Consider the following 20,945-nt stretch of genomic DNA (forward strand, 5'->3'; position numbering starts at 1 on the left):
TTCCCCCACGAGTGTGTCGGTATCCGGGCCCCTCCCCCGCGACGGGCGCTCGACGGCCGGCTCGTGGGACCGGCCGGTGGTCGGCTCCGTTCCCGGGTCCGGGTCCGTTCCCGGGTCCGGGTCCGTTCCCGGGTCCGGAGTGCCCCGCCCGTCCCTGGCCGCTTCCGGCCTGCTCTCGACGACGGAGGTCATCCGGGCCTCCAGCCGTACCGGGTCTCCCCGCAGCACGACCATCTGCGACCACTCCGCAGCCAGCGCCACCTCGAAGGCGGTGAGCCCGTCCTCGGTGTCCAGCGGCTCCAGGCCCGCCCGCGCGAGGACGTCCTCCTCCACGTCCCGCGGGATGCGCATGCCGCCGTCGCGCCACATCGGCCAGTTGACGGACAGGGCACGCCCCTTCGCCTCACCACGGGCCCTGCGCTGCTCGCGCCATTCCGCGTACGCGTCCATGAAGCGGTTCGCGGAGGTGTAGTCGGCGGCACCCACGCTTCCGAGCACGGACGAGGCGGAGGAGAAGAGCACGAAGTACTCCAACTCCTCACCGCTGGTGGCGAGATCGAGGTTGCGGGTGCCCGCGAGCTTCGGTGCCAGCACCCGGCGTGTCGATTCGAGTGGCTTGGTGATGAGCAGCGCGTCCTCGCAGACGCCCGCGGCATGGAGCACCCCGGTCACCGGGCCGAACCGGGACCGTGCCTCGGACACCACCCGCTCCGTGTCGGCCAGGATCGCCGTGTCGGCCTGTACGTAGACCGCGTCGGAGCCCGCACGCCGGATCTCGGCGACGGCCGCTTCCTGAACCGGGCCCGGTGCGGAACGGCCGAACAGGACGAACGAGGCTCGGGCCCGGGAGGCCATGTGCCGCGCCGTGTGCAGGCCGATGCCACCGGTGCCGCCGCTGAGCAGGTAGACGCCACCGTCCCGGACCAGTCGGGAGAGGCTGGTGGTCGGGTTCGGGGCGCGGGTGAAGGACAGGACGGCCCGCTCACCCGCCGTGTGGCGCACCTCGATGTCGTCGAGGTCCGAGGTCTCGGCGAGGAGCACGGTACACAGTTCCTTGGTGCTGCCACGGCCACGGACGTCCAGGGCCTTGACGGCGAGCTTGGGCTGCTCAAGCCGCACGCTGCGGGCGAAGCCCCCGACCGCGGCGTTGGCCGCCAGTGCGTCGTCACCGTCGAAGGCGTGGATCACCGGCAGCGTACGGTCCAGGCCGACCGTCCACGCCTGGCAGAAGAGGAAGACCGGAACCAGGGCGGCGTCCAGGTCATCGAGCGGCCCGTCAGTCGTGACCCGCTCGCCCAGTTGCCACAGGTGCAGCACCGCCGAAGGCACGACCCGCTCCTCGCGCAGGGCGCCGAAGAGGGCCTTGTGGTCGCCGGCACTGTCCGGGGCGAGTTCGTAGTCGTCGGGCGAGAGCCGAGTGAACTCCCGCCCCGGGCGTACCCACACGACACGCCCGGCCCGGGACCTGAGTTCGGCCACTCGCTCAGCCGAGGTGTCGAAGACCAGGAGAGTACCGGTGACGGGCTCGCCCGCGCCGGGTCGCCGGGCCCACACCGGGCGGTACAGCAGGGTGCCGTCGGCAGGACGCGGTACCGGGGCCGGGGCCGGGGCCGGGGCCGGGGCCGGGGCCGGAGCCGGAGCCGGAGCCGGAGCCGGAGCCGGCGAGACGCTGTCAGACGTGGCCGGCGTCTCAGACGGACCGGCGGGAACAACCGGGGCAGCCGGCACATCCGGCACGCCCGGCACGACAGCCTTGGCCGGGGTATCACCATGGCCCGGTATCCAGCAGTGCTGCCGCATGAACGCGTAGGTCGGCAGAGAGATCCGGCGCGCGTCGGCGGGCAGCATCTCGCGCCACGGCACGTCGTGGCCAAGCACCCAGCGCTCGGCCACCGACTCCGTGGTCAACGGCGCTCCCGCACCACCGGTGTCCTCAGCCGGCGGCGCCGGCTTGGTCCGCCCGGACCAGCGGCGTACGGTACCGTCCCGTCCGGCGAGGAAGTCGTCCAGCGCGCCACGGAGTTCAACGGTGTCACGCACCTCGACGGCGAGCCTCCACTCCATGGCACGGCGACCGAGGCTCAGCGTGAACGCGATGTCCTCGATACGTAGTTCGGCGGAGCCGTGCAAGTGGCTCAGCAGACGCCGGGCCTGGTCGTGCAGCCGGTCCTCGCCGCGCCCGGAGAGCGGGACGACATACGTGCCGGGGACGCGCCGCCCCGCCGCCTCCGACGGCTCGGGCTCGGGTATGTGCTCCTCGACCAGCACGTGGACGTTGGCCCCACCGAAGCCGAAGCCGCTGATGGCGGCGCGGCGGGGGGCGAGGTCGCCGGTTCGCGGATCGGCCACCCGTTCCCAGGCGCGGGTCTCCTGGGGGACGTAGAACGGGGTGCTGGAGAAGGGAATCTCCGGGTTCAGCTCGTCGGTGAACAACGAGGGCACCACGAGCCGGTGGCGCATGGAGAGCAGCACCTTGGTGAGTGCCCCGATCCCGGCCGCTCCCTCCAGGTGGCCGACATTGGACTTGAGGGACCCTATGGCGCAGAAGCCCCGATCCTGGGTGTACCGGCGGAAGGCCTTGGTGAGCGCGGCGACCTCGATCTGGTCGCCGAGCGTGGTGGCGCCGCCGTGCGCCTCGATGTACGTGATCGTCTCCGGTGGGACCTGGGACTTCTCCAGGACCTCCAGCACGACGCGGTGTTGCGCGTCCGGGCTGGGTACCGCGAAGCCGCTGGTACGGCCACCGTGCTGGACGGCGGAGCCACGGATCACCCCGTAGATCTGGTCGCCCTCGGCCACCGCGTCGGCCAGCGGCCGTACGAGCACCGCGCCCACTCCCTCACCGGGCACGTAGCCGTCGGCGCCGCGACCGAAGACGCGGCACCGCCCGTCGGTGGACAGCAGGTTGCTGTCGGACAGGCGGAGGTACTTGTAGGGGTGCAGCGACAGGTTCACCCCACCCGCGACGGCCGCCCTGCATTCGCCGTTGCGGACGCTCTCGCAGGCGGCGTGCAGGGTGAACAGCGAGGAGGAGCAGGCCGTGTCCATGGCCACGCTCGGGCCCTGGAAGTCAAAGGCGTAGGAGACCCGGTTGGGGATCAGCGAGAAGGTGGAGGCGACGATCTGCGGATCGCGGCGCTGCACCGACTCCAGGCCGTAGAGCTGGTAGTCGTTCCACATCACGCCGGCGAACACACCGACCCGGGCGCCGGTGGCCACGCTCAACGCCTCCGGGGTGTAGCCGGCGTCCTCGATGGTCTCCCACGCGGTCTCCAGGAAGAGCCGTTCGTGGGGATCCATCAACTCCGCCTGGCGCGGGGAGATGTTGAAGAAGAGCGGGTCGAACTGGTCGACACCGTCCAGGAAGGCGCCCCACTTGCTGTACGAGCGGCCGGTGACACCACGACGCGGCTCGTAGTAGTCGCGGTAGTCCCAGCGTTCCTCGGGGATCTCGGTGACGCAGTCCCTGCCGCCGCCCAGTACTTCCCAGAACTGGTTCACGTCCGCCGCCTGGGGATACCGCCCGGCGAGTCCCACGATGGCGATATCCACGTCTCCCGGACGCTCCTGGCCTCCGGACTGCACGGCCGGGGCGGGGCTGGGAGCGGGAGCGGGGCTGGGGGTGTGGGTGTGGCTGGGAACGGGGGAAGCCGAGTCAGTGGGCGCCGTCGTCGGTTTCGGCTCGGGCACGGCGGGCTCGGTGTCGGTCGGCACGGGCGCGGGAGACTCGTCGGCGGACGGTTCCATGCCCTCCTCCCGCAGATAGGCGGCCAGGCTCCGCACCGTCGGGTACTCGAACAGCAGGGTCGGATACAGCTCCCTGCCGAGCCGCTTCTCCAGCTTCCCCGCGATGGCGAGCAGGTTGACCGATGTCAGGCCCAGGTCGTAGAAGCCCCGGTCCTGCTCCACACCCTCCGTGTCCAGTACTTCCGTCACCAGCTCGGTGATCATCTGATCGACCGATCGGGACACGGGCGCGGGCGCGGGCGCGGGCGCGTCAGGTTCCGTCGTGTGCGCCGACGCGGGTACGGCCACGGGGGCCGGGCCGGGGTCGGGGGGTGGCGCGGGTTCGTAGTCCGTGGTAGCCGGTGCCGAGACCGCCTGGGTGAACTTGGTGATGTGCTCGGCGGAGCGCACCCGTTTGCAGGTGAATCCGGTGATCGAACCGAGCACGCGACCGTCCGTCCCGCAGACGCTGATGTCACCGGTGACGGTGTCCCCGTCCGCCTCCTGCTGGGAGAGCCGAGGCACGTGCACACAACTGTCCCGGCTCAGCGGCCCGCTGGCCCGGAAGGACTTGATGAAGATGGGGATGAACGGCCGGGTCATCGCCATCCGCTGCTCGCGCTCGAAGTGCAGGAACGGGACCAGCGTCGAGAAGTCGAGTACCACCGGATGAATGTGGAAGTGGTCGAGGTACTCGGAGGCCGCGTCGCCGAGTGAGACCTCCGCCAACGCGCCACCCGGGCCGTTCCGGACGCGCCCGCTCACCTTCATGAAGTCGCGGTGGTGGATGGCGAGTTGCCGTGCGAAGGCGTACAGCTCCTCGGCGTCACCCTGCTCGGTGACGCCTGACCTGAGGGTGTCCAGGTCGATCACCCGCCCCTGGGTGGGCGGCCCGAGCTTGATCTCCGCCTCGAAGTTGCGCTCCCAGGTGTCACCGGCTGGTGAGCCGCCGATCAGCGCCCGGCTTTCCACGTGCACGGGCACCGTGTCGGGCCCCGACCGCGTCCCCACCACTATCCGCAGTTCCTTGTCCATCCGGGAGGTGGCCACCACGGGTGCGATGAACAGGCAGCGGCGAAGTTCGGCCGAAGCCGGGTCGACGCCTGCTTGCCGTAGCAGTCGCAGTGTCAGGTCCAGGTGGAAGACGCCGGGCAGGACCGGCACTTCGTGCACCAGATGCCCTCGTACGATCTCGTCCGCCGCGGTCACGACCGAGCGCATCCTGCGTCCCTCGACGCGTGTGAGGTCCGCCTCCACGGAGGAGGGGTGGTGGGAGGGGGTCATGACAGCTCCTCCAGTTGCAGATACGGCCGGTGCGGGGACGTGGGGCCGTCGGCCGGGTGAGAGGCGACGGCGGGGGCCGGCCGGGATACCGGGTCGTCCGCGAGCAGTTCCAGGTAGCGGCGTCCCCCCCTCGGGCCGGTCACCGGCGCCGGTGGCTCGGTGACGGGGACCGGTGGCTCGGTGGCCCGTGCCGAGGCGGGGGAGGGTGCGGCGGGCTCGATCCAGTGCCGCGCACGGTGGAAGTCCGCTGGGGGCAGCGCCACACGGGTCACGTTGCCGCGCTCCTCGTCGAGGGGTTCGCGGAGGATCGCGTGGCAGTTGGTACCGCCGAAGCCGAACGAGCTGAGCCCGGCGCGGCGCAGCCCTCCCGACGGGGCCCAGTCGCGTAGCTCCGTGTTCGGGTAGAACGGCGAGGTGTCGAAGGAGAAGCGCGGGTTGGGTGTCTCACAGTGCAGGGTCGGTGGTAGCCGCCGGTGGCGCAGGGCCAGCACCAGCTTGTGCAGCCCGGCCATGCCGGAGGCCATCAGCAGATGGCCTATGTTGGACTTCACACTGCCGACCGCGCAGAACGCCGTCCCCTCGGTGGATCGACGGAAAGCCCTGGTCAGGGCGCGCAGTTCCATGGGGTCCCCGATCATCGTGCCGGTGCCGTGCGCCTCGACGCACGAGACCGTCCGTGGATCCACGTTCGCGGCGCGCAACGCGTCGAGTACGACCCGTTCCTGGGCGTCCGGGTTGGGCGTGGTGAGGCCCATCGTGCGGCCGTCGTTGTTCATCGCGACGCTCTCCAGGACGGCGTGGACACGGTCACCGTCGGCGACCGCGGAGTCGAGACGCTTGAGCAGCACCCCGCCGACACCCTCACCGGGCACGATCCCGTCGGCCCCGGTGTCGAAAACGCGGCACTGTCCGGAGGGGGACAGCGCCTGGGCGGCGCTGAGCTTGAGATACGGCCGCTCGTCGAGCAGCACGTCGGCGCCCGCCACCAGCGCCAGGTCACACTCGCCGAGCAGCAGCGCCTGACGGGCGAGGTAGAGCGCGGTCAGCGAGGACGAACAGGCCGTGTCCACGACCATGTTGGGGCCGCCGAAGTCGTATACGTGGGCGAGGTGGGCACCGATGAAGTTCGGGTTGAGGCCGGTGACGGTACCCCGGCGCGGCTCGGTGATCCGCGTGCCGTAGCCGGTCGTGCCCGCGCCCGCGAAGACACCTACCCGCCGGCCGGCCAGCTCGGAGCGCTCGTATCCGGCGTCCCGGAAAGTCTGCTCGGCGCACTCCATGACCAGCCGGATGACGGGATCGACGTGGGCGGCCTCCTCCTCCGGAACGCCGAAGAAGCCGGGGTCGTACTGCTCGATCCCGTCGAGGAAGCCGCCCCACTTGCTGATCGAGCGCCCGGGGGCGAGGGCGGGCGCGTAAAGCTGTCCCACGTCCCACCGGGAGGCCGGAGCCTCGGTCACCGCGCTGCGGCCGGTACGCAGCAGGTCCCAGTAGTCCTCGGTGGTGGGGGCGCCGGGGAAGCGGCTGGACATGCCGATGACGGCGAGTGGTCCGTGCGCGGTGGGCTCCTCGGCGGCGGGGCGCGTACGAGCTGGGACCGGGGGCTTCTCCGGTACGGCCGGGGTGCTTGTCCGCGCCTCCGGGGACTTCCACTCCGCCTGGGCGGACGACGACCTGTCAGCTGCCCACGCGGTCACGCCCCGCGCGTACTCCTGGAGCAGGTGGGCGGCGAGCCTGCCGGCGGTGGGGTGCTCCATGACCGCTGAGGGGGGCACGGGTTCGCCCGTCAGGGTCTCCAACTTCGCCATCACGCCGGCCAACAGGATGGAGTCGACTCCGAGCGCGGCCAGGTCGGTGTCGGGCTCCACACGCTCCCTCGGCACCATCACCTCTTCGGCGATCAGTTCACGGAGGGCCTCGGTTACCCGGGTCAGCAGCGGCTCAACGGGCTCGTCGCCGTCGTCCTCGCCGGTCTCCGGGGCGCCGGCCCGGGCCAGCGCCACCACCGTGGGGCCCACGTCCCGGCGCAGTGCCGCGTCCAGGAGTCCGACGCCCTCGGCCGGTGAGAGCGACGCGAAGCCCTGTTCGGTGTAGCGGGAGCCGCGCACCTCGCCCATGCCGATCTCGGACCAGCTGCCCCAGGCGACGGAGAGGTAGCGGGTGCGGGAGCCCCGCCGCGAAGCGTGCGCCGCGAAGGCGTCCAGGTACGCGTTCGCGCTGCCGTAGTCGACCAGCCCCACGGACAGGTCAGGCAGCACGGCCGAGAGAGAGGAGTAGAGCACCACGAAGTCGGGGGCGTCCTCGGCCAGCAGCTCGTCCAGTGTCGCGAGACCTTCACCCTTGGGTTCCCAGGTGGTCGCGATGTCCTTCCAGGTTTTCCGGACGAACACCGGGTTTCGCTGGTCCGCCGAACCCGCGCAGTGCAGGACGCCCGCGATGGCGCCGAGGCCGGAGCGCGTGTCGTCCAGGAACGCCCGGAGCGCCGCGCGGTCGGTGAGCGGCCCGCTGTGCACCCTCAGGTGCGCGCCCTGGTCGCGCAACGCGACCAGGTCCGGCATCCCGTTGGGGAGTCCGGGCGCGGTGGCGTCCGCGGCCCACTCCCCGACCGGGGCGACGGGCCGGCGGCCGAGCAACGCGAACCGCCGAGCCCCCCGTGCGAACAGCTCGCGGGCCACGGCCGCGCCGAGCCCGCCGGTTCCGCCCGTGATGACGTACACGCCCTCGGGGTCGATCGTGAACCCCCCGAAGCTGTCCCGGGAGGAGTGAGGCGCGTCATCCGGCGGCAGGTCGGCGAGCCGTGGGGCGTACCGCACCCTCCCCCGCAGGCAGACCTCCGGCTCCTCGCCCGCTGTCTCGGTCTCGCGAACCGCGTGGGCCAGGGCCGTGTCCGAGTCGGTGTCCCACTCCAGGTCGAGGGTGGTGGCGCGGACCGAGCCGTACTCGCTGCCGAGTCCCCGAACCACCGCCGCCATCCGCGCGCCGGTCAGACCGGGCCGCGGGTTACGGAGCGGGGCGAGTCCCCTGGTCGTGTGGACAAGGCGCAGTTCGGAGTCGGTGGTGTGTCGAACAAGGGCCTGTAGCAGGGCGACACGGCCCGCCTCATGGCCGAGCCCCGTCTCCCCGGCGGCACTCGCGGAGTCAGCGGAGTCAGCGGGGCCGTCGAGGTCAACGAGGTCGACCACGATATCCACCCGCGGGTGACGGGCCAGGATGGCGGCGGCGACCGCCTCGCCCTCCTCGTGATCGTCGAGGTCCAGCTCGTACTCGTACTCCGGCGGCAGCAGCCGTGGCAGGTCGGAGCGTTCACGCAGCACGATCCAGTCCGTGCCGGAGTCGAGCGCGCCGACCAGACCGAGGCTCTCCCGGCCGCGGAGCACGAGCAGACAGGTGACGCGCCTGCCCGAGTAGCGGGGGGAGTCCGGCAGGGGGTCCCATCGGCGCTCCAGCAACACGGGGTGGCGGCCGGAGCCGGTGTCCGCCGTGGTGTGGCCGGTCCCGGCCGACCCGGTGGCCACGCTCGGGTTCGCTGGTGCGCTCTCGGCCCGCGGTGGCGAGCCGCTCAGGGGACCGTGTCGCCGCGAGTGGTCGAACGGGTGGGAGGGCAACGGCACTCGACGGCGCGCCTGCCCGTCGTGCACGGCGTTCCAGTCGACCCCGGCGCCCGCGGCCCAGGCCCGGGCCAGCTCTTCCGGGCCGGCCGTCGCGGGGTCGGGCGCGGTGGGCGGCGGCTGCCCGGAGCCGGACGTCGGGACGTCCCCGGTGTACACGTCCGGGCCGCCACCGACGGCCAGGAACTCGGCCAACCGGTCGCGGAGTTCCTCGGCCGATTCGGCCACCAACGCCACCCGGCAGCCGAGGGAGGGCCTGCCCACCTGGGTGGTGTACGCGAGATCGGCCAGGGCGGGCACATCGTCGCCCGCGCGGGACAGCCGGTCACGCAGTAGCCGCGCGTACTCCCGCAGGCGTTCCGGGTCGTGCGCGGAGAGGGTGACGGCCTGCCGAGCGCTGTCCTCGAACGCGGAGACCGACATCAACGGCGGCTCCTCCAGGACCACGTGTGCGTTGGAGCCCCCGAAACCGAACGAGCTGACGCCGGCACGCAGCGGTGGCACGGTCCCGTCGGCACCCGTCGCGGGTTTCCAGGGCTCGGCCGTTCTCAGCAGCCGGAACGGGCTGCCGGTGAGGTTCAGGTGGCGGTTCGCGGAGTCGCAGTGCAGGTTCGGTGGCAGCGTGCGGTACCGCATCGTGAGCAGTACCTTGACCAGTGAGGCGATACCGGCCGCCGACTCCAGATGTCCGATGTTGGACTTGACCGCGCCGAGTGCGCAGCCGCCGGGGGTGTGGTCACCGGCACCCAGCCGGTCGAAGGCCAGTTGGAGGCCGCTGACCTCGATCGGGTCGCCCAGTTCGGTGCCGGTGCCGTGCGTCTCGACGAAGGTGACGCTGCCGGCCGGGACACCGGCCGCCCGGATCGCCTCGACGACCACGTCGGCTTGTGCGGACGGAGTGGGCGCGGTGAGCGAGTGCCCGCGTCCTCCGTGGTTGACGGCGCTGCCGAGGATCATCCCGTGCACCGTGTCCCCGTCGCGTCGTGCCCTGGACAGCGGCTTCAGGAGCAGTGCGCCGACGCCCTCGGAACGCACGTAGCCGTCGGCGGCGTCACCGAAAGCGTGGCAGTGGCCGGTTGGTGAGAGCATGCCGGCACGTGCGAGTGACTCGTACGTCCCGGTGGAGAGCAGGACGTTGACGCCGCCCGCGATCGCGCTGTCACACTCGCCGGAGCGCAGTGCGCCGACCGCGCGGTGCAGTGCTGCCAGCGAACTGGAACAGGCGGTGTCCAGCGCCTCGCTCGGGCCCCGCAGGTCCAGCAGGTGGGAAACCCGGTTGGGCACGATGCTGTGCACGTTTCCGGTCACCGTGTGGGCGGCGGGCCGCTCGCCGTGCTCGCGCAGCACGTCGACCCAGTCGTGCAGCGTCACTCCGGCGAACACCCCGGTACGGCCGCCCGCGAGGGAGCGCGGGTCGTAGCCGGCGTGCTCCAGGGCGGACCAGCTCGATTCCAGGAAGAGCCGTTGCTGCGGGTCCATGCTGCGGGCCTCACGCGGTGAGATACCGAAGAACTCGGCGTCGAAGGCGTCGACGTCGTCGATGAACCCGCCGTAGCGGCAGGACTCGCCCGCCACCGTCGAGCGCCAGTCCCAGCGCTCGGGGTCCACCTCGCGCACCGCATCGTCGCCCGCCACCAGGTTGGCCCAGTAGGTCTCCAGGTCGGGAGCGCCGGGGAACCGTCCGGCCATGCCCACGACCGCTATGGGCTCGGCTCCCGTGGGAGGGCCGCCTCGTTGGTCGGGGCCTCGGCCTTCGGGGACGGGCGGCGTTCCCCGGTTCCCGTCCGCGGCTACCGGGCGGCGGGCCGCCACGGGGCCCGTGGGCACGGACGAGACCTCCGCCTTCACCTCCGGCTCCGGCTCCGGCTGCGGCTCCGGCTGCGGCTCCGTTTCCTCCGCTACGGCGCTTGTCAGCGCCCGACGGACCGTCTCGTTCCGCTGCAACGCCGTCGTCAGCCTGTTGAGGGTGGGGTGTTCGAAGAACATCACCGGGGTGAGGGACGTACCGAAGGAGTCGTTGATCCGGGAGCAGAAGTGGGCCAGCAGCACGGAGGTGAAGCCGTACGATCCCAGTTCGGCGTCCGCGTCGATCTCCTCCCCCGGTGTCTTGAGCAGCCGGGAGGCCATGCCGCGGAGCATGTCGTGCAGGCTCTCCGCCACGTTGACCGAGGGTGGTGGCCCGGCGGCCGAATCCGGGGTGTCCTGGGTGTCCGAGGGGTCTTCCGGGGGCGTACCGGCGAAGGCCGCGACGAACCGGTCCCGGTCCCCCACCCCCACGACCGTGCGGCCCGGTTCCCCCACCAGCACCTGGTCCAGGGCGCCCAGACCGGCCTCCGTGCCCATGGGCCTGAGGCCGGTGGTGGTCTCGGCGAGCGCCAGACTCTCCGGAGGTGCCGACATGCCGCCCTCGTGCCAGTGCGGCCAGGCGACCGACACGCTCAGCCCGTGGCGCTCCCCCCGCGCGGCACGGGCGTCACGCCACAGTGCGAAGGCGTCCAGATAGCGGTTGGCCGCCGCGTAGTCGCTCTGGCCCGCGTTGCCGAGAGTGCCGTTGACGGATGACATCAGGCAGAAGAAGTCCAACTCACTGTCTGCCGTGATCTCGTCCAGCAGCCGGGCGCCGACGGTCTTCGGCGCGACCACCCGGGCGATCGAGGCGTCGGTCTTGTCCCGCAGCGAAGCGTCCTCGACGGTCCCCGCGGCGTGCACGACTCCGTGCAGCGGACCGAAACGCTCGACGCCCTCGGCGATGGCGGCGGTGAGCGCCCGCCGGTCACAGACGTCCGCGGACACGTACAGCGCCCGGCCACCCAGCCTCTCGACACGGTCCACCAGACGCCCGGTCTCCTCGTCGGCGGGGCGGCGGCCCAGGAGGATCAGCGAGGCCCGGTGAGTACGTGCGAGCCGTTCGGCCAGCAGCCCGCCGATTCCCCCGGCACCACCGGTGACGAGGTAGACGCCCCGCTCGCGCCACGGCGAGACGGACGTCGGGGTCCCGTCGAAGGGTTCCAGGGCCCGTACCCAGCGGCCCCCCGCCGCGAGTCGTACCTCCGTGGCCGTTCCGGACGCCTCCGTGAGCAGCTCGGACAGGCCGGGAACAGCGGGACGGGCCTCGGTGCCGGCCACCTCGTCCGTGCCGTCCATCTCGATCCGGATGCCACGGAAGCCGGTCATCTCGCGTTCCACGGACCGGGTGAAGGCGGCTACGGAGGCACCCGCGGGGTCCTCGGCGTCCGGGAGGCCGAGTGCCACGTAGGTGACCGTCGCCGCGCCGGTGGCGCGGGCCCTCGCCAGTTGGAGGGGCAGCCGCAGCGGATCCTCGTCGAGCGCGCCGGGGTCCAGCCGTCGGCCGTCGAACACCACGACACGGTTGCCGCGTTGGGCATCCTCGACGGTGCGCAGCACGTCGGACTCGTCCCTGGCGGCCACGACGCGGGGGTCCCAGGGCTGCCAGCCGCCTCCGGGCAGCGCGACGACAACCGGGTTCCCCGGGTCACTGAGCGGTTCGGCGGGCGGGGCCTTCCGCCAGCCGGTGCGCAGGAACCACGGTCGTTCCTCTCCGCGGTCCGTGGCGGCACGGTCCGGGAGCGCCGCCGGGGCGGCCGCGGGCGTCGAGCGCTCTTCGGGCTGGCCGTCCCCCAGGGGCGCGCCTTCCAGCCAGTGCCGGGTACGACGGAACGGGTGAGCCGGCAGAGGCACACGCGACCGTCCGGCGCCGTCGAACAACACGTCCCAGCGGACGGCCCCGCCCCGGGCCCACACGCGTCCCACCCGCGACAGCTCGCCCGAGGCGACGAGGCCGGACAGGAACGCCGCCGTCTCGTCGCCGTCGGGGAGGACATCCGCCAGGGAGTCGCCGCCGTCGGCCCTACCGTGGACGACTCCGGGTGTCTCGTCCTGCTCGGCCAGCTCCGACAGGTACTCCGTCAGTTGCCCGCGGTCCCGCGCGACGAACGCCGCCCGGTGTGTGAGGGCTTCGCGTCCGACGCGCAGGGTGTGCGCGACGTCCGCGAGGCGCGCGGCACGTCCGGGGCCCGTCGTGAGGTGGGCGTACAGGGCACGGGCGTACGCGCGCATCCGCTCCGGGTCGGCGGCGCTGAGCACCACCAGTTCGGGAGACTCCACGACCTCCCGGTCCGCCGGGCTTCGTGCCTCCCTCTCGGCCACGGGTGACTCCTCGACGACGAGGTGGGCGTTCACGCCCCCCGCCCCGAAGGAACTGACGCCGGCGCGGAGCGGAACACGCGAGTCTCCCGGCCGCCACTCCGCGAGTTCCCGCTGTACCCGGAACGGAGTGCGGTCGAAGTCGATGTGCGGATTGAGAGTGTCGGCGTGCAGGGTGGGCACGAGCCGGCGGTGCCGCAGCTGTAGCAGCACCTTGGTCAGCCCGGCTATGCCGGCCGCCGACTCCAGGTGCCCGATCGCCGACTTGACGCTGCCCACGGCACACCCGCCCGACTCGTCCGGGTCCGTGCCGAAGGCGGTGGTCAAACCGCGGATCTCGATGGGGTCGCCGAGTTCCGTACCACTGCCGTGGGCCTCGACGTAGCCGACCGTACGCGGATCGACCCGGGCGGCGGCGAGCGCCCGCGAGATCAGCTCGGCCTGCGCCCGCGGGTTCGGCACGGTGAACCCGCTGGTGTGGCCACCGGAGTTGGTCCAACTCCCCCTGATCACGCCGTGGATGTGATCGCCGTCAGCGAGGGCCCGGGAGAGCGGCTTGAGCAGGACCGCGCCAACACCCTCGCCCATCACGAACCCGTCGGCGCCCGCGCCGAACGGGCGACAGACCCCGTCCCGGGAGAGCATGCCCATCTGCGCGTACTGAATGTGCCGGGCGGGGTGCAGGATCAGGTTGACGCCGCCGGCGATGCCCGCCGCCACCTCACCACGGCGGATCGCCTCACACGCCTGGTGCAGCGCGACGGCCGAGGAGGAACAGGCGGTGTCCACGGCCAGGCTGGGCCCGGTGAGGTCGAGGTGGTAGGAGACGCGGTTGGCGATCTGGTAGTTCTCGGCGTAGGGGAAGGGCGCGTGCCCGGTGACGGCCGCGGAACGGCTGAGCGCCGCGTAGTCGTTGGCCATCACCCCGACGTAGACGCCGACGTCGGCGCCGAGACTGGCGCGGGTGTGTCCCGCGTCCTGGACCGCCTCGTGGGCCACTTCGAGGAAGAGCCGCTGCTGCGGATCCATCATCTCCGCCTCGCGTGGGGCGATGCCGAAGAACTGGGCGTCGAACCGGTCCACGTCCGCCAGCAGAGCCGCCCAGGCGGAGTACGTCGTTCGCGGGCCGCTGGCCGGACTCAGGTAGCGGCTGTGATCCCAGCGCTCGGACGACAGCTCCCGGACCGCGTCGCGGCCCTCGGTGAGCAGATCCCACAGTTCGTCGACCGTGTCGGCACCCGGATAGCGGCCGGCCAGCCCAACCACCGCGACGGCCTCGTCCACTACTTCCGTCGTGTCGCCGGACGGCACGGCGACGGCCGACGGCGGCGCCTGAGTCGCGCGCGTCTCCCGCGGGCTGTCCGCCAGGGAACGGGCCAGGTCGTCGATGCCACGGTGCTCGAACAGCAGCGTCGTGGGCAGTTCGCGACCCAGCCGTTTCTCCAGCGCCACCGTGAGGTTGACCGTGTCGAGCGACGACAGGTGCAGCGCCTCGAACGTGGCGTCGGTGGTGACCGGGACACGCGGATGCGCCAGCGTACGCGCGAACACCTCCCGTACGGCGGTGCGTACGGCGTCCAGGTCGGTGGTGTCGGAGGAACCGCCGGCGGCCGGGCGCCGCCCGGCGCCCTCGGGAGACGGTTCGGAGTCGGTGCCGTGTACGCGTTGGTTCAGCGCCGCGAGGTCAGGTACCCGTTCGGCCAGTTCGGTCAGGGTGGCGAGTCGCACCGGGTCAAAGGGTGCGCTGGCCAGCTCACGTTCACCGCCCGCGGCCTCCTCGGGGGCACCGGCCTCCTCCGGGCGGAAGGTGATGGCGGCGGTGTGCTCGACCGGCATCCGGTAGCACACGGAACCGTCGTCACGCCGCCGGGCGTGCTCGGCCGCCACGGACTCCAGGAAGGCGTGGGCCGGTTCGTTCTTCGGCGTGGGCCGGAACTCGGCCTCCAGGAAGCGTGCTCCGTCCGCGCGGGCCAGTGTGCCCAGTCGGGCCAGCAGCTGGTGTTCGACACCACGGCCCAGCACCCGGCAGCTCATCAGGAAGGTGTCGAGTACGACGGTGTCGCTGTCGCGGTCCTGCCGGGTGAGCGCCGCCCCCACCAGTCCGTAGTCGCCGAAGCGGTCGCGTACGTCGGCGACCCAGCAACGCGCGTCGGCACCGTAGTCGGTGAGCACGCCACGGATCTCCGCCTCGGTGCGCCGGATGGTGGAGAAGTTGAACTGGTTGGTGCGCTGCGTGAGTTGGGCGACCCGCGCCAGGTCGCTGTCCGTGGCCCTTCGCACGTCGATGGTCAGGTCGAGGTCCGCGATGAAGTCGGCGAAGCTGAGCGTCGTCCGTCGAAGACCCTCCCGCTGACGGTGCGCCGTGTAGGTGTCGGCACGCCTCCGGTCCTCCGCGGTGACCTCCGGGCTGTCGAAGGCCCAGATCCGCTCCAGTAGGCCGGGAACCTGACCTGGTTGGTCCGCGGGGAAGGTGAGGGCCAACACCTGGGGGCACGCGGAGCGTACCGAGGCGACCTCCACCGGGTTGTCGTCGAGGAACACGAAACTGTCGAGTCCGAGACCGAGTTCGGCGGCGAGTGCGGCGAGACCCCGCGCCTTTGGCTCCCAGTTGATCCGCCAGGCGGCCAGGTGCTCCCAGCGCAGCGGCATCGTGGTCCGGCGTCGGAACACCTCGGCGACGCCGTCCTCGTCGTTCTTGCTGGCGAGGCAGATCAGGACGCCGCGCTCCCGCAGCCGCAGGGCCCACCGCTGGAGCTCCAGGTGGGCGTCGTCGAGGATGACGCCGTCCGGCCCGTCCTCCCCGCACACCCCACGCCACAGGGTGTTGTCGCAGTCGAGCACCAGCACCTTGAACGGAGCGGAGAGAAGGCCGTGCGCGGAGCGCGTCAGCGCGGTGCCCAAAGCGGTGTAGGCGGGGTCCGTGTAGGGGATGTGGGCGTGAGCGAGCCGGGCGGGGTCGTGGTAGTCATCCGTCTCGTAGCCGGCGCCCCACCGGTCACCGCCGGTAAGGTGAACCCCGCTCAACTCGGCGAGTTCACGGTTCAGTGTCTCCCTCGCCTCATCGAGCGCGCGAGCACGGCCCCCGACCGCGGACGAAGGCTCGGGGGGGCAGATGTGCACCAGCAGCGGGGCGCCTCGCGCGGCGGCGTAGGACCCGGCGGCGGCCACGAAGTCGTCGACGGTACGGGCGAGGTTCCCCTCAGCCGCCACCCAGTCCTCCGGGCGCAGCAGCACGGCGTTGCAGCCGCCGTCGTTGCGACGGAAGGCACTCCGCGGGTCGAGGAGTTCGCGGAACACCTGGCCGTACGAGGCGAATTCGAAGCGGAGCCCGAGGCGCCTGCCCCAGTACTCCAGTACGGGGGCCAGCGGGTCGGAGGTGAACGTGCCGGCGATCACCAGGGCCGGACCCACGTCGTGGTCCGGTTCCGTATCGGGCGGCCCCGGTCTGGAGGTGGGAACGGACCGGGCCGAACTCGGCGGCGTCTCGTCGTTCGCGGCCCGCGCGTCAGCCCCCGCGTCCGCCGGCGCGTCGTCCCCCACGTCCGCCAACGCCTCGGTCCGCGCGTCCGCCGACGCCTCGAAGGTATCCAGCAGGTGTGCCCGGCCGGGTTCGGCCTCCTCCAGAACGCGGCCCACCACGGCGGCGGCGACCGGCTCGACCGGCGTGCCCCCGCGCTGCCCCGCGATGCCGCCCGACAGGGACGTCGCCAGCCGGGGCGGCCGGACGATGAGGAACCTCGCCGTGGGGTACTCGACGGCGGCGCCGTGCAGGAGACCCTCCACGGCGTACTTCGCGGTGACGTAGTGCGAGCGCCCGGCGGGTGGTTCGATCACCCACTGGGAGGACAGGGCGAGCACCCACCCATGGTTGTCCGCCACGTCCCTGGCGAAGGCGGACAACGGACCGCGGGTGAGGGCGAGGCTGTCCGCGACGTACGCGTCCGCGCGTTCGCCCGCCGCCGCGTCCAGGCCGAGGGTGTTCACCGGTGGGCAGGCGCTGAGCAGCAACACGTCGAGGCGTCCCTGCTCGTCGATGACGCGTTCGCGTGCCTCCGCGCACCAGGCGGGATCGGACCAGTCGCCCTGGAGGAGACGCAGCCGCCCGGACGCCTCTCCCAGGCCGGAACGCACCGCCTCGGCTTCCGCGCGGCTGCGGTGGTATCCGCCGTACACCGTGGCGCCCCGCAGTACGAGTGCCTGGGTGAGGGCGGCCCCCAGTCCACGACTGGCGCCGACGACGAGTGCCACCCGCCCGCTGAGCGCCGTGTCGGAACGTCCCAGGTTCTCCAGCACGCCCTGTGCCCGGGGGGCCGGTGGCTCGTCGCGTACCAGTGCCTCGGCGTCGACGGTCCCGGTGAGTCCCGGCCCGGACACCCGCCCGGTCAGCTCCAGGCGACCGAACCTGGCGTCCACGGTGGTGACCTCCGCGTGCGCCCCGGGTACGGACGTCGCCGCCCCCGACCGGAGGCTGACGGCGTAGCGGGAGGCGAGTGCGGGCCGCCCGGGCGCCTCCATCCCGACCAGGTAGCTGGCCCAGCCCAGGAGCGCCGCCAGCGGCACGGTGACTCCGGCGCGTGCCGCGCCGCTACGCTCCAGCAGTTGGTCGTACGCCACCTCGTCGGGGGCGAACGCGGCCGTGGTCAACTCGCCCGGCGTCAGGTCGTCGAGGGCGCGTACCGCGGCGACGCGGCGCGGCGTCCCGGATGCCGGTGGCAGCTGCCCGGTCGTCGGCGCCGCGTAACCGACCTCAAGGTCGAGGACGGGACGGGCTCCGTCCGTGATCCGCACCCGCGCCCGCCCCTCACCCGGTTCGGTTGTCGCGGTGTAGTGCTGTCCCGTGAAGATCGGGGCGTGGAAGCGGGCTTCGAGGGAGGCTGCCTCCTGACCTTCCGCCGGCTCGGGGAGGGTGGCCAGCGCCCGCAACACACCGAGGGCGCCGTGCACCACGGGCTGGCCGAAGGAGGTGTGCCGCGCGTAGACCTCGTCGGTGTGCAGCGGGCTGTGGTCGCCGCTGGCCCGCGCGAAGGTCTCGACGTCCTCGCCGACGACACGGAACGGGATCGCGGATGTGGTTGGCATTCCCTGAACCCTTTCTGCGGTCAGCTGGTGGCCATGGCCGGAACCGGCCGTTGGGCTCGGATTTGACCGATCAGACCGGTGAGTACCTGGCCGGGGCCGAGCTCGTGGAACTCGGGCTCGGGCTGGTCCAACAGGAAGTCGACGGAGTCGCTCCACCGCACGGGGCTGGTCAGCTGCCGAGTCAGCAGGTCGGGGATCTCGTCGTCCTCGTAGGGCCGAGCGGTGGCGTTGGAGATCACCGGGATACGGAGCCGGACGAAGCGGTATCCGGCGAGGAACCGCTCGAACTCCGTGGCCGCCGACGCCATGTGACGCCCGTGGAAGGCGCCGCTCACCTTGAGCGGGAAGACGGCCTTCGCCTCGTCCTTCAGCAACACGCTGGCGGCGGCTAGGTCGTCCGCGGTACCCGAGAGGACCGTCTGCTCGGGCGCGTTGAGGTTCGCGACGTCGACTGGTGGAGCGTCGTCCCGCTCCAGGACGCTCCGCACCTGGTCGGCCGTCAGGCCGAGCACCGCGGTCATCCCTCCGGGAGCCGCCTCGGCCATCAGCGTGGCCCGGCGGGTGACGAGTTCGAGCCCGGTGACGAAGTCGAAGGCGCCCGCGGCGAACAGGGCTACGTACTCACCGAGGCTGTGGCCGGCCACGAAGTCCGGGGTGACACCGGACTCCCGGACGCGTTCGACGTACGACAGGGCACCCACCGTGTACATCGCGCACTGCGTGTAGCGGGTGTCCGCGAGCAGTTCCGGCGGGCCTTCGAGACACAGCTCCTCGATGGAGTAGCCGAGGACGGCGTCCGCCTGCCGCACGAGATGCGGGTAGCTCTCGAAGAGTTCCTTTCCCATGCCCAAGCGGTGCGCGCCCTGGCCGGGGAAGACGTGGATGACCGTCACATCAGTCCTTTCTGCGGGACTCGACCGGGTCGGCCAGGCGAGGGAGGCGTCCGGGGGTCTTCGTGTGGACTCGGACGGCCCGACACTCGCCAGCCGTGCGTGGTGCGGCCGCCGTGGCTGCCGCGGCTGCCGGGCGTCAGGGTGGGCCCTCGGTAGCCGGGTGTGCGGAGGCCGGCCCGGAGACACCGGGGAGTGCCGCGGTCTCGTCCAGCCGGCGCTGCCACAGCTCCGCCGCACCGTCCATGAGGAGTTCGGCCAGCTCGTCGACGTGCCGTGCCCGCCAGCTCTCCCGACTGGTGCCGCGCAGCATGCTGTTGAGCGCTCCCAGGGAGGGGCCGCACGCGATCTGGTAGTCGACGCGCTGTTCCGCGGATCCGTTCATGGCGAGCCGTGAGGAGTGCACGAAGTACCACTTGAAGGTCAGGATCATCCGCAGCTTCGGGTCGTGCTCGGCGGCGACCAGCTGGTCCGGGTCGCTTTTCCGCAGGTACTCGGAGGTCTCCTCCCACACCTCCTCGAAACTGCGGTGGAAGTACTTCGTCTGGATCTGCCGGGCTGTCCTCTCGTCCAGATCCTCGAGGGAGTCGTGCCGCAGGGTCAGCTCGTACAGCTTGTTCGCGCGGGTCGGGAACAACAGGCCCTTGCGCAGGACCTGCGCCTTGGCCCCGATCTCCAACATGTCCCCGGCCGGCACGATCGCGGTGTCCTGTACGCCGGCCTGCTGGAGCATGTCCTTGACGGCGTCGCTGGTCCCCGCCTCGACGGTGCACTGGTTGATACTGCCGGTGAGGACGAAGTCGGCGTTCATCATGAAGGCGGCGGCGACCGCCTCCGGCGTGCCGATCCCGCCGGCGACGCCGATCCGTACGCTCGCGGCTCGCGGTACGGTCTCCGCGGCCATCCGGTCGCGGAGCCGCGCGATGTCCGGGAGCAGGGTCACCATCGGTCGCTGGTCCGTGTGGCCGCCGGAGTCGGCCTCCGCGCAGATGTCGTCCGCCATGGTGATGTGGGTGGACAGCTCCGCCTCCTCGGCGGTGACCCGTCCGGCCCGCAGCAGGTCGCGGACGATCCCGGCGGGCGGGGGGCTGAGGAACGCCTCGGCTGTTTCGGGCCGGGACACCTTCGCGAGCACCTTGTGGGGTGCCGTCACGCCGCCGTGCGGAGCGCGGGTCAGCCCGGTGACCCGGTAGCGCACCAGGGCGGGCGACATCTGGATGAACGAGGCCGCCTCCAGACGGGGTACGCGGTGCGCGAGGAGGAGGTCGACCATCTCCTCCTCCTTGTGCGGGGCGCCGGGCGCGGACAGCAGGTTCATCCCGTACGCCCGGTCCGGCCCCAGGGCACCGTTGAGGTTCCGGATCACCTCCTCGACCCTCTCGGTACGCACCCCGCCGGTACCGAAGTAGGCGAGCAGCCCGGCCTTGGCCATCCGGGCGACCATCGCCTGGGAGGCCGTCCCCTTGTACATCGAGCCGGCGACGTACGCGTAGCGCACGCCGTGGTCGCCCCGGAACTCCGCCGACCCCAGATACTCCGGCGGCAGTCGCCGCGCCGTCGGGGGCGCGGCGGTTATGGTGCCCTCCTGCTCCATGTGATTCATGTCCTGTCCGTGTCCTCGCCCGCGCGCCGCGCGGAGGAGTCGATGGTCACTTGGACTGGCGGAACCGGCCGTGGGCCGCGGACCGTTCGCTACTCGGCCGCTTTCTCGAACCGGTCGAACACGGCGGGGACCTCGGTCGCGAGATGGCTGTAGAGGTGTTCGAGCCGCACCAGCCGCTCACGACGCTCCTCGGAGGCGCCGTCGAGGACCTCCAGGCCCCGCTGGAGCACCTGGTGGAACTTGGGCATGTGGACGAGTGAGTGACGCACCGCCTTGGGCCAGTTGTGCTCCGGCAGTACGAGCCGGTAGTCGTCGCCACCGGGCTCCTCGTGCTTCTCGAAGACACCCGGGGTCGCCAGCAGTTTCGCCGCGTGGTCGACGTCTCCCGCGGTGACGCCCAGCGCTTCGACGATCTGGCTGACCCGCTGCTCGGCGGGGTCGCAGATCATCATGTAGCCGAAGACGTAGCCGGTGTTCCAGGCCATGTTGTCGATGCGCCGGTAGTGCTCGGCCACCTTGTGGACGAAGGCGCGTTCCTTCTCGGTGAGGCTCGCCGCCGGTGGCGGCTGGTCCGCTTGCTCGGTCATGGTC

General features: G+C 71.9%; 5 protein-coding genes (1 of these 5 only partly in view). All 5 read right to left on the reverse strand.

Annotated features, from left to right (window positions below):
* Window positions 1-5,010, reverse strand: the 5' portion of a protein-coding gene (locus tag AN216_RS30695) for an SDR family NAD(P)-dependent oxidoreductase (RefSeq protein WP_070197004.1). The gene continues 7,641 nt to the left of window position 1, outside the view; the window shows 5,010 of its 12,651 coding nt (coding positions 1-5,010); the start codon lies at window positions 5,008-5,010; its stop codon lies beyond the left edge, outside the window.
* Entirely contained in the window at window positions 5,007-17,861 is a 12,855-nt protein-coding gene (locus tag AN216_RS28245) for an SDR family NAD(P)-dependent oxidoreductase (protein WP_070197005.1), read from the reverse strand. Before AN216_RS28245 ends, AN216_RS30695 begins: the two co-directional genes overlap by 4 nt.
* Window positions 17,862-17,881: 20 nt before the next feature.
* Window positions 17,882-18,754 (reverse strand): ACP S-malonyltransferase, encoded by an 873-nt coding sequence (fabD, locus tag AN216_RS14010; protein WP_212732701.1) that lies wholly within the window; start codon window positions 18,752-18,754, stop codon window positions 17,882-17,884.
* 136 nt (window positions 18,755-18,890) lie between these two features.
* A complete protein-coding gene (locus AN216_RS14015; RefSeq protein ID WP_212732702.1) occupies window positions 18,891-20,354 on the reverse strand; it encodes a PfaD family polyunsaturated fatty acid/polyketide biosynthesis protein in 1,464 nt (487 codons plus the stop codon).
* Window positions 20,355-20,443: 89 nt separating this feature from the next.
* On the reverse strand, window positions 20,444-20,941 hold the full coding sequence (locus tag AN216_RS14020) for a hypothetical protein (RefSeq protein WP_070197007.1): 498 nt from the start codon (window positions 20,939-20,941) through the stop codon (window positions 20,444-20,446).
* Window positions 20,942-20,945 lie beyond the last annotated feature (4 nt).

This window comes from Streptomyces oceani (assembly GCF_001751245.1).
GTDB classification, from domain to species: Bacteria; Actinomycetota; Actinomycetes; order Streptomycetales; family Streptomycetaceae; genus Streptomyces; species Streptomyces oceani.

Bases quoted from the DNA above. Each gene is read 5' to 3' on its own strand.
- AN216_RS28245 (WP_070197005.1), bottom strand. From the start codon at position 17,861: ATGCCAACCACATCCGCGATCCCGTTCCGTGTCGTCGGCGAGGACGTC.
- AN216_RS14015 (WP_212732702.1), bottom strand. From the start codon at position 20,354: ATGAATCACATGGAGCAGGAGGGCACCATAACCGCCGCGCCCCCGACG.
- AN216_RS14020 (WP_070197007.1), bottom strand. From the start codon at position 20,941: ATGACCGAGCAAGCGGACCAGCCGCCACCGGCGGCGAGCCTCACCGAG.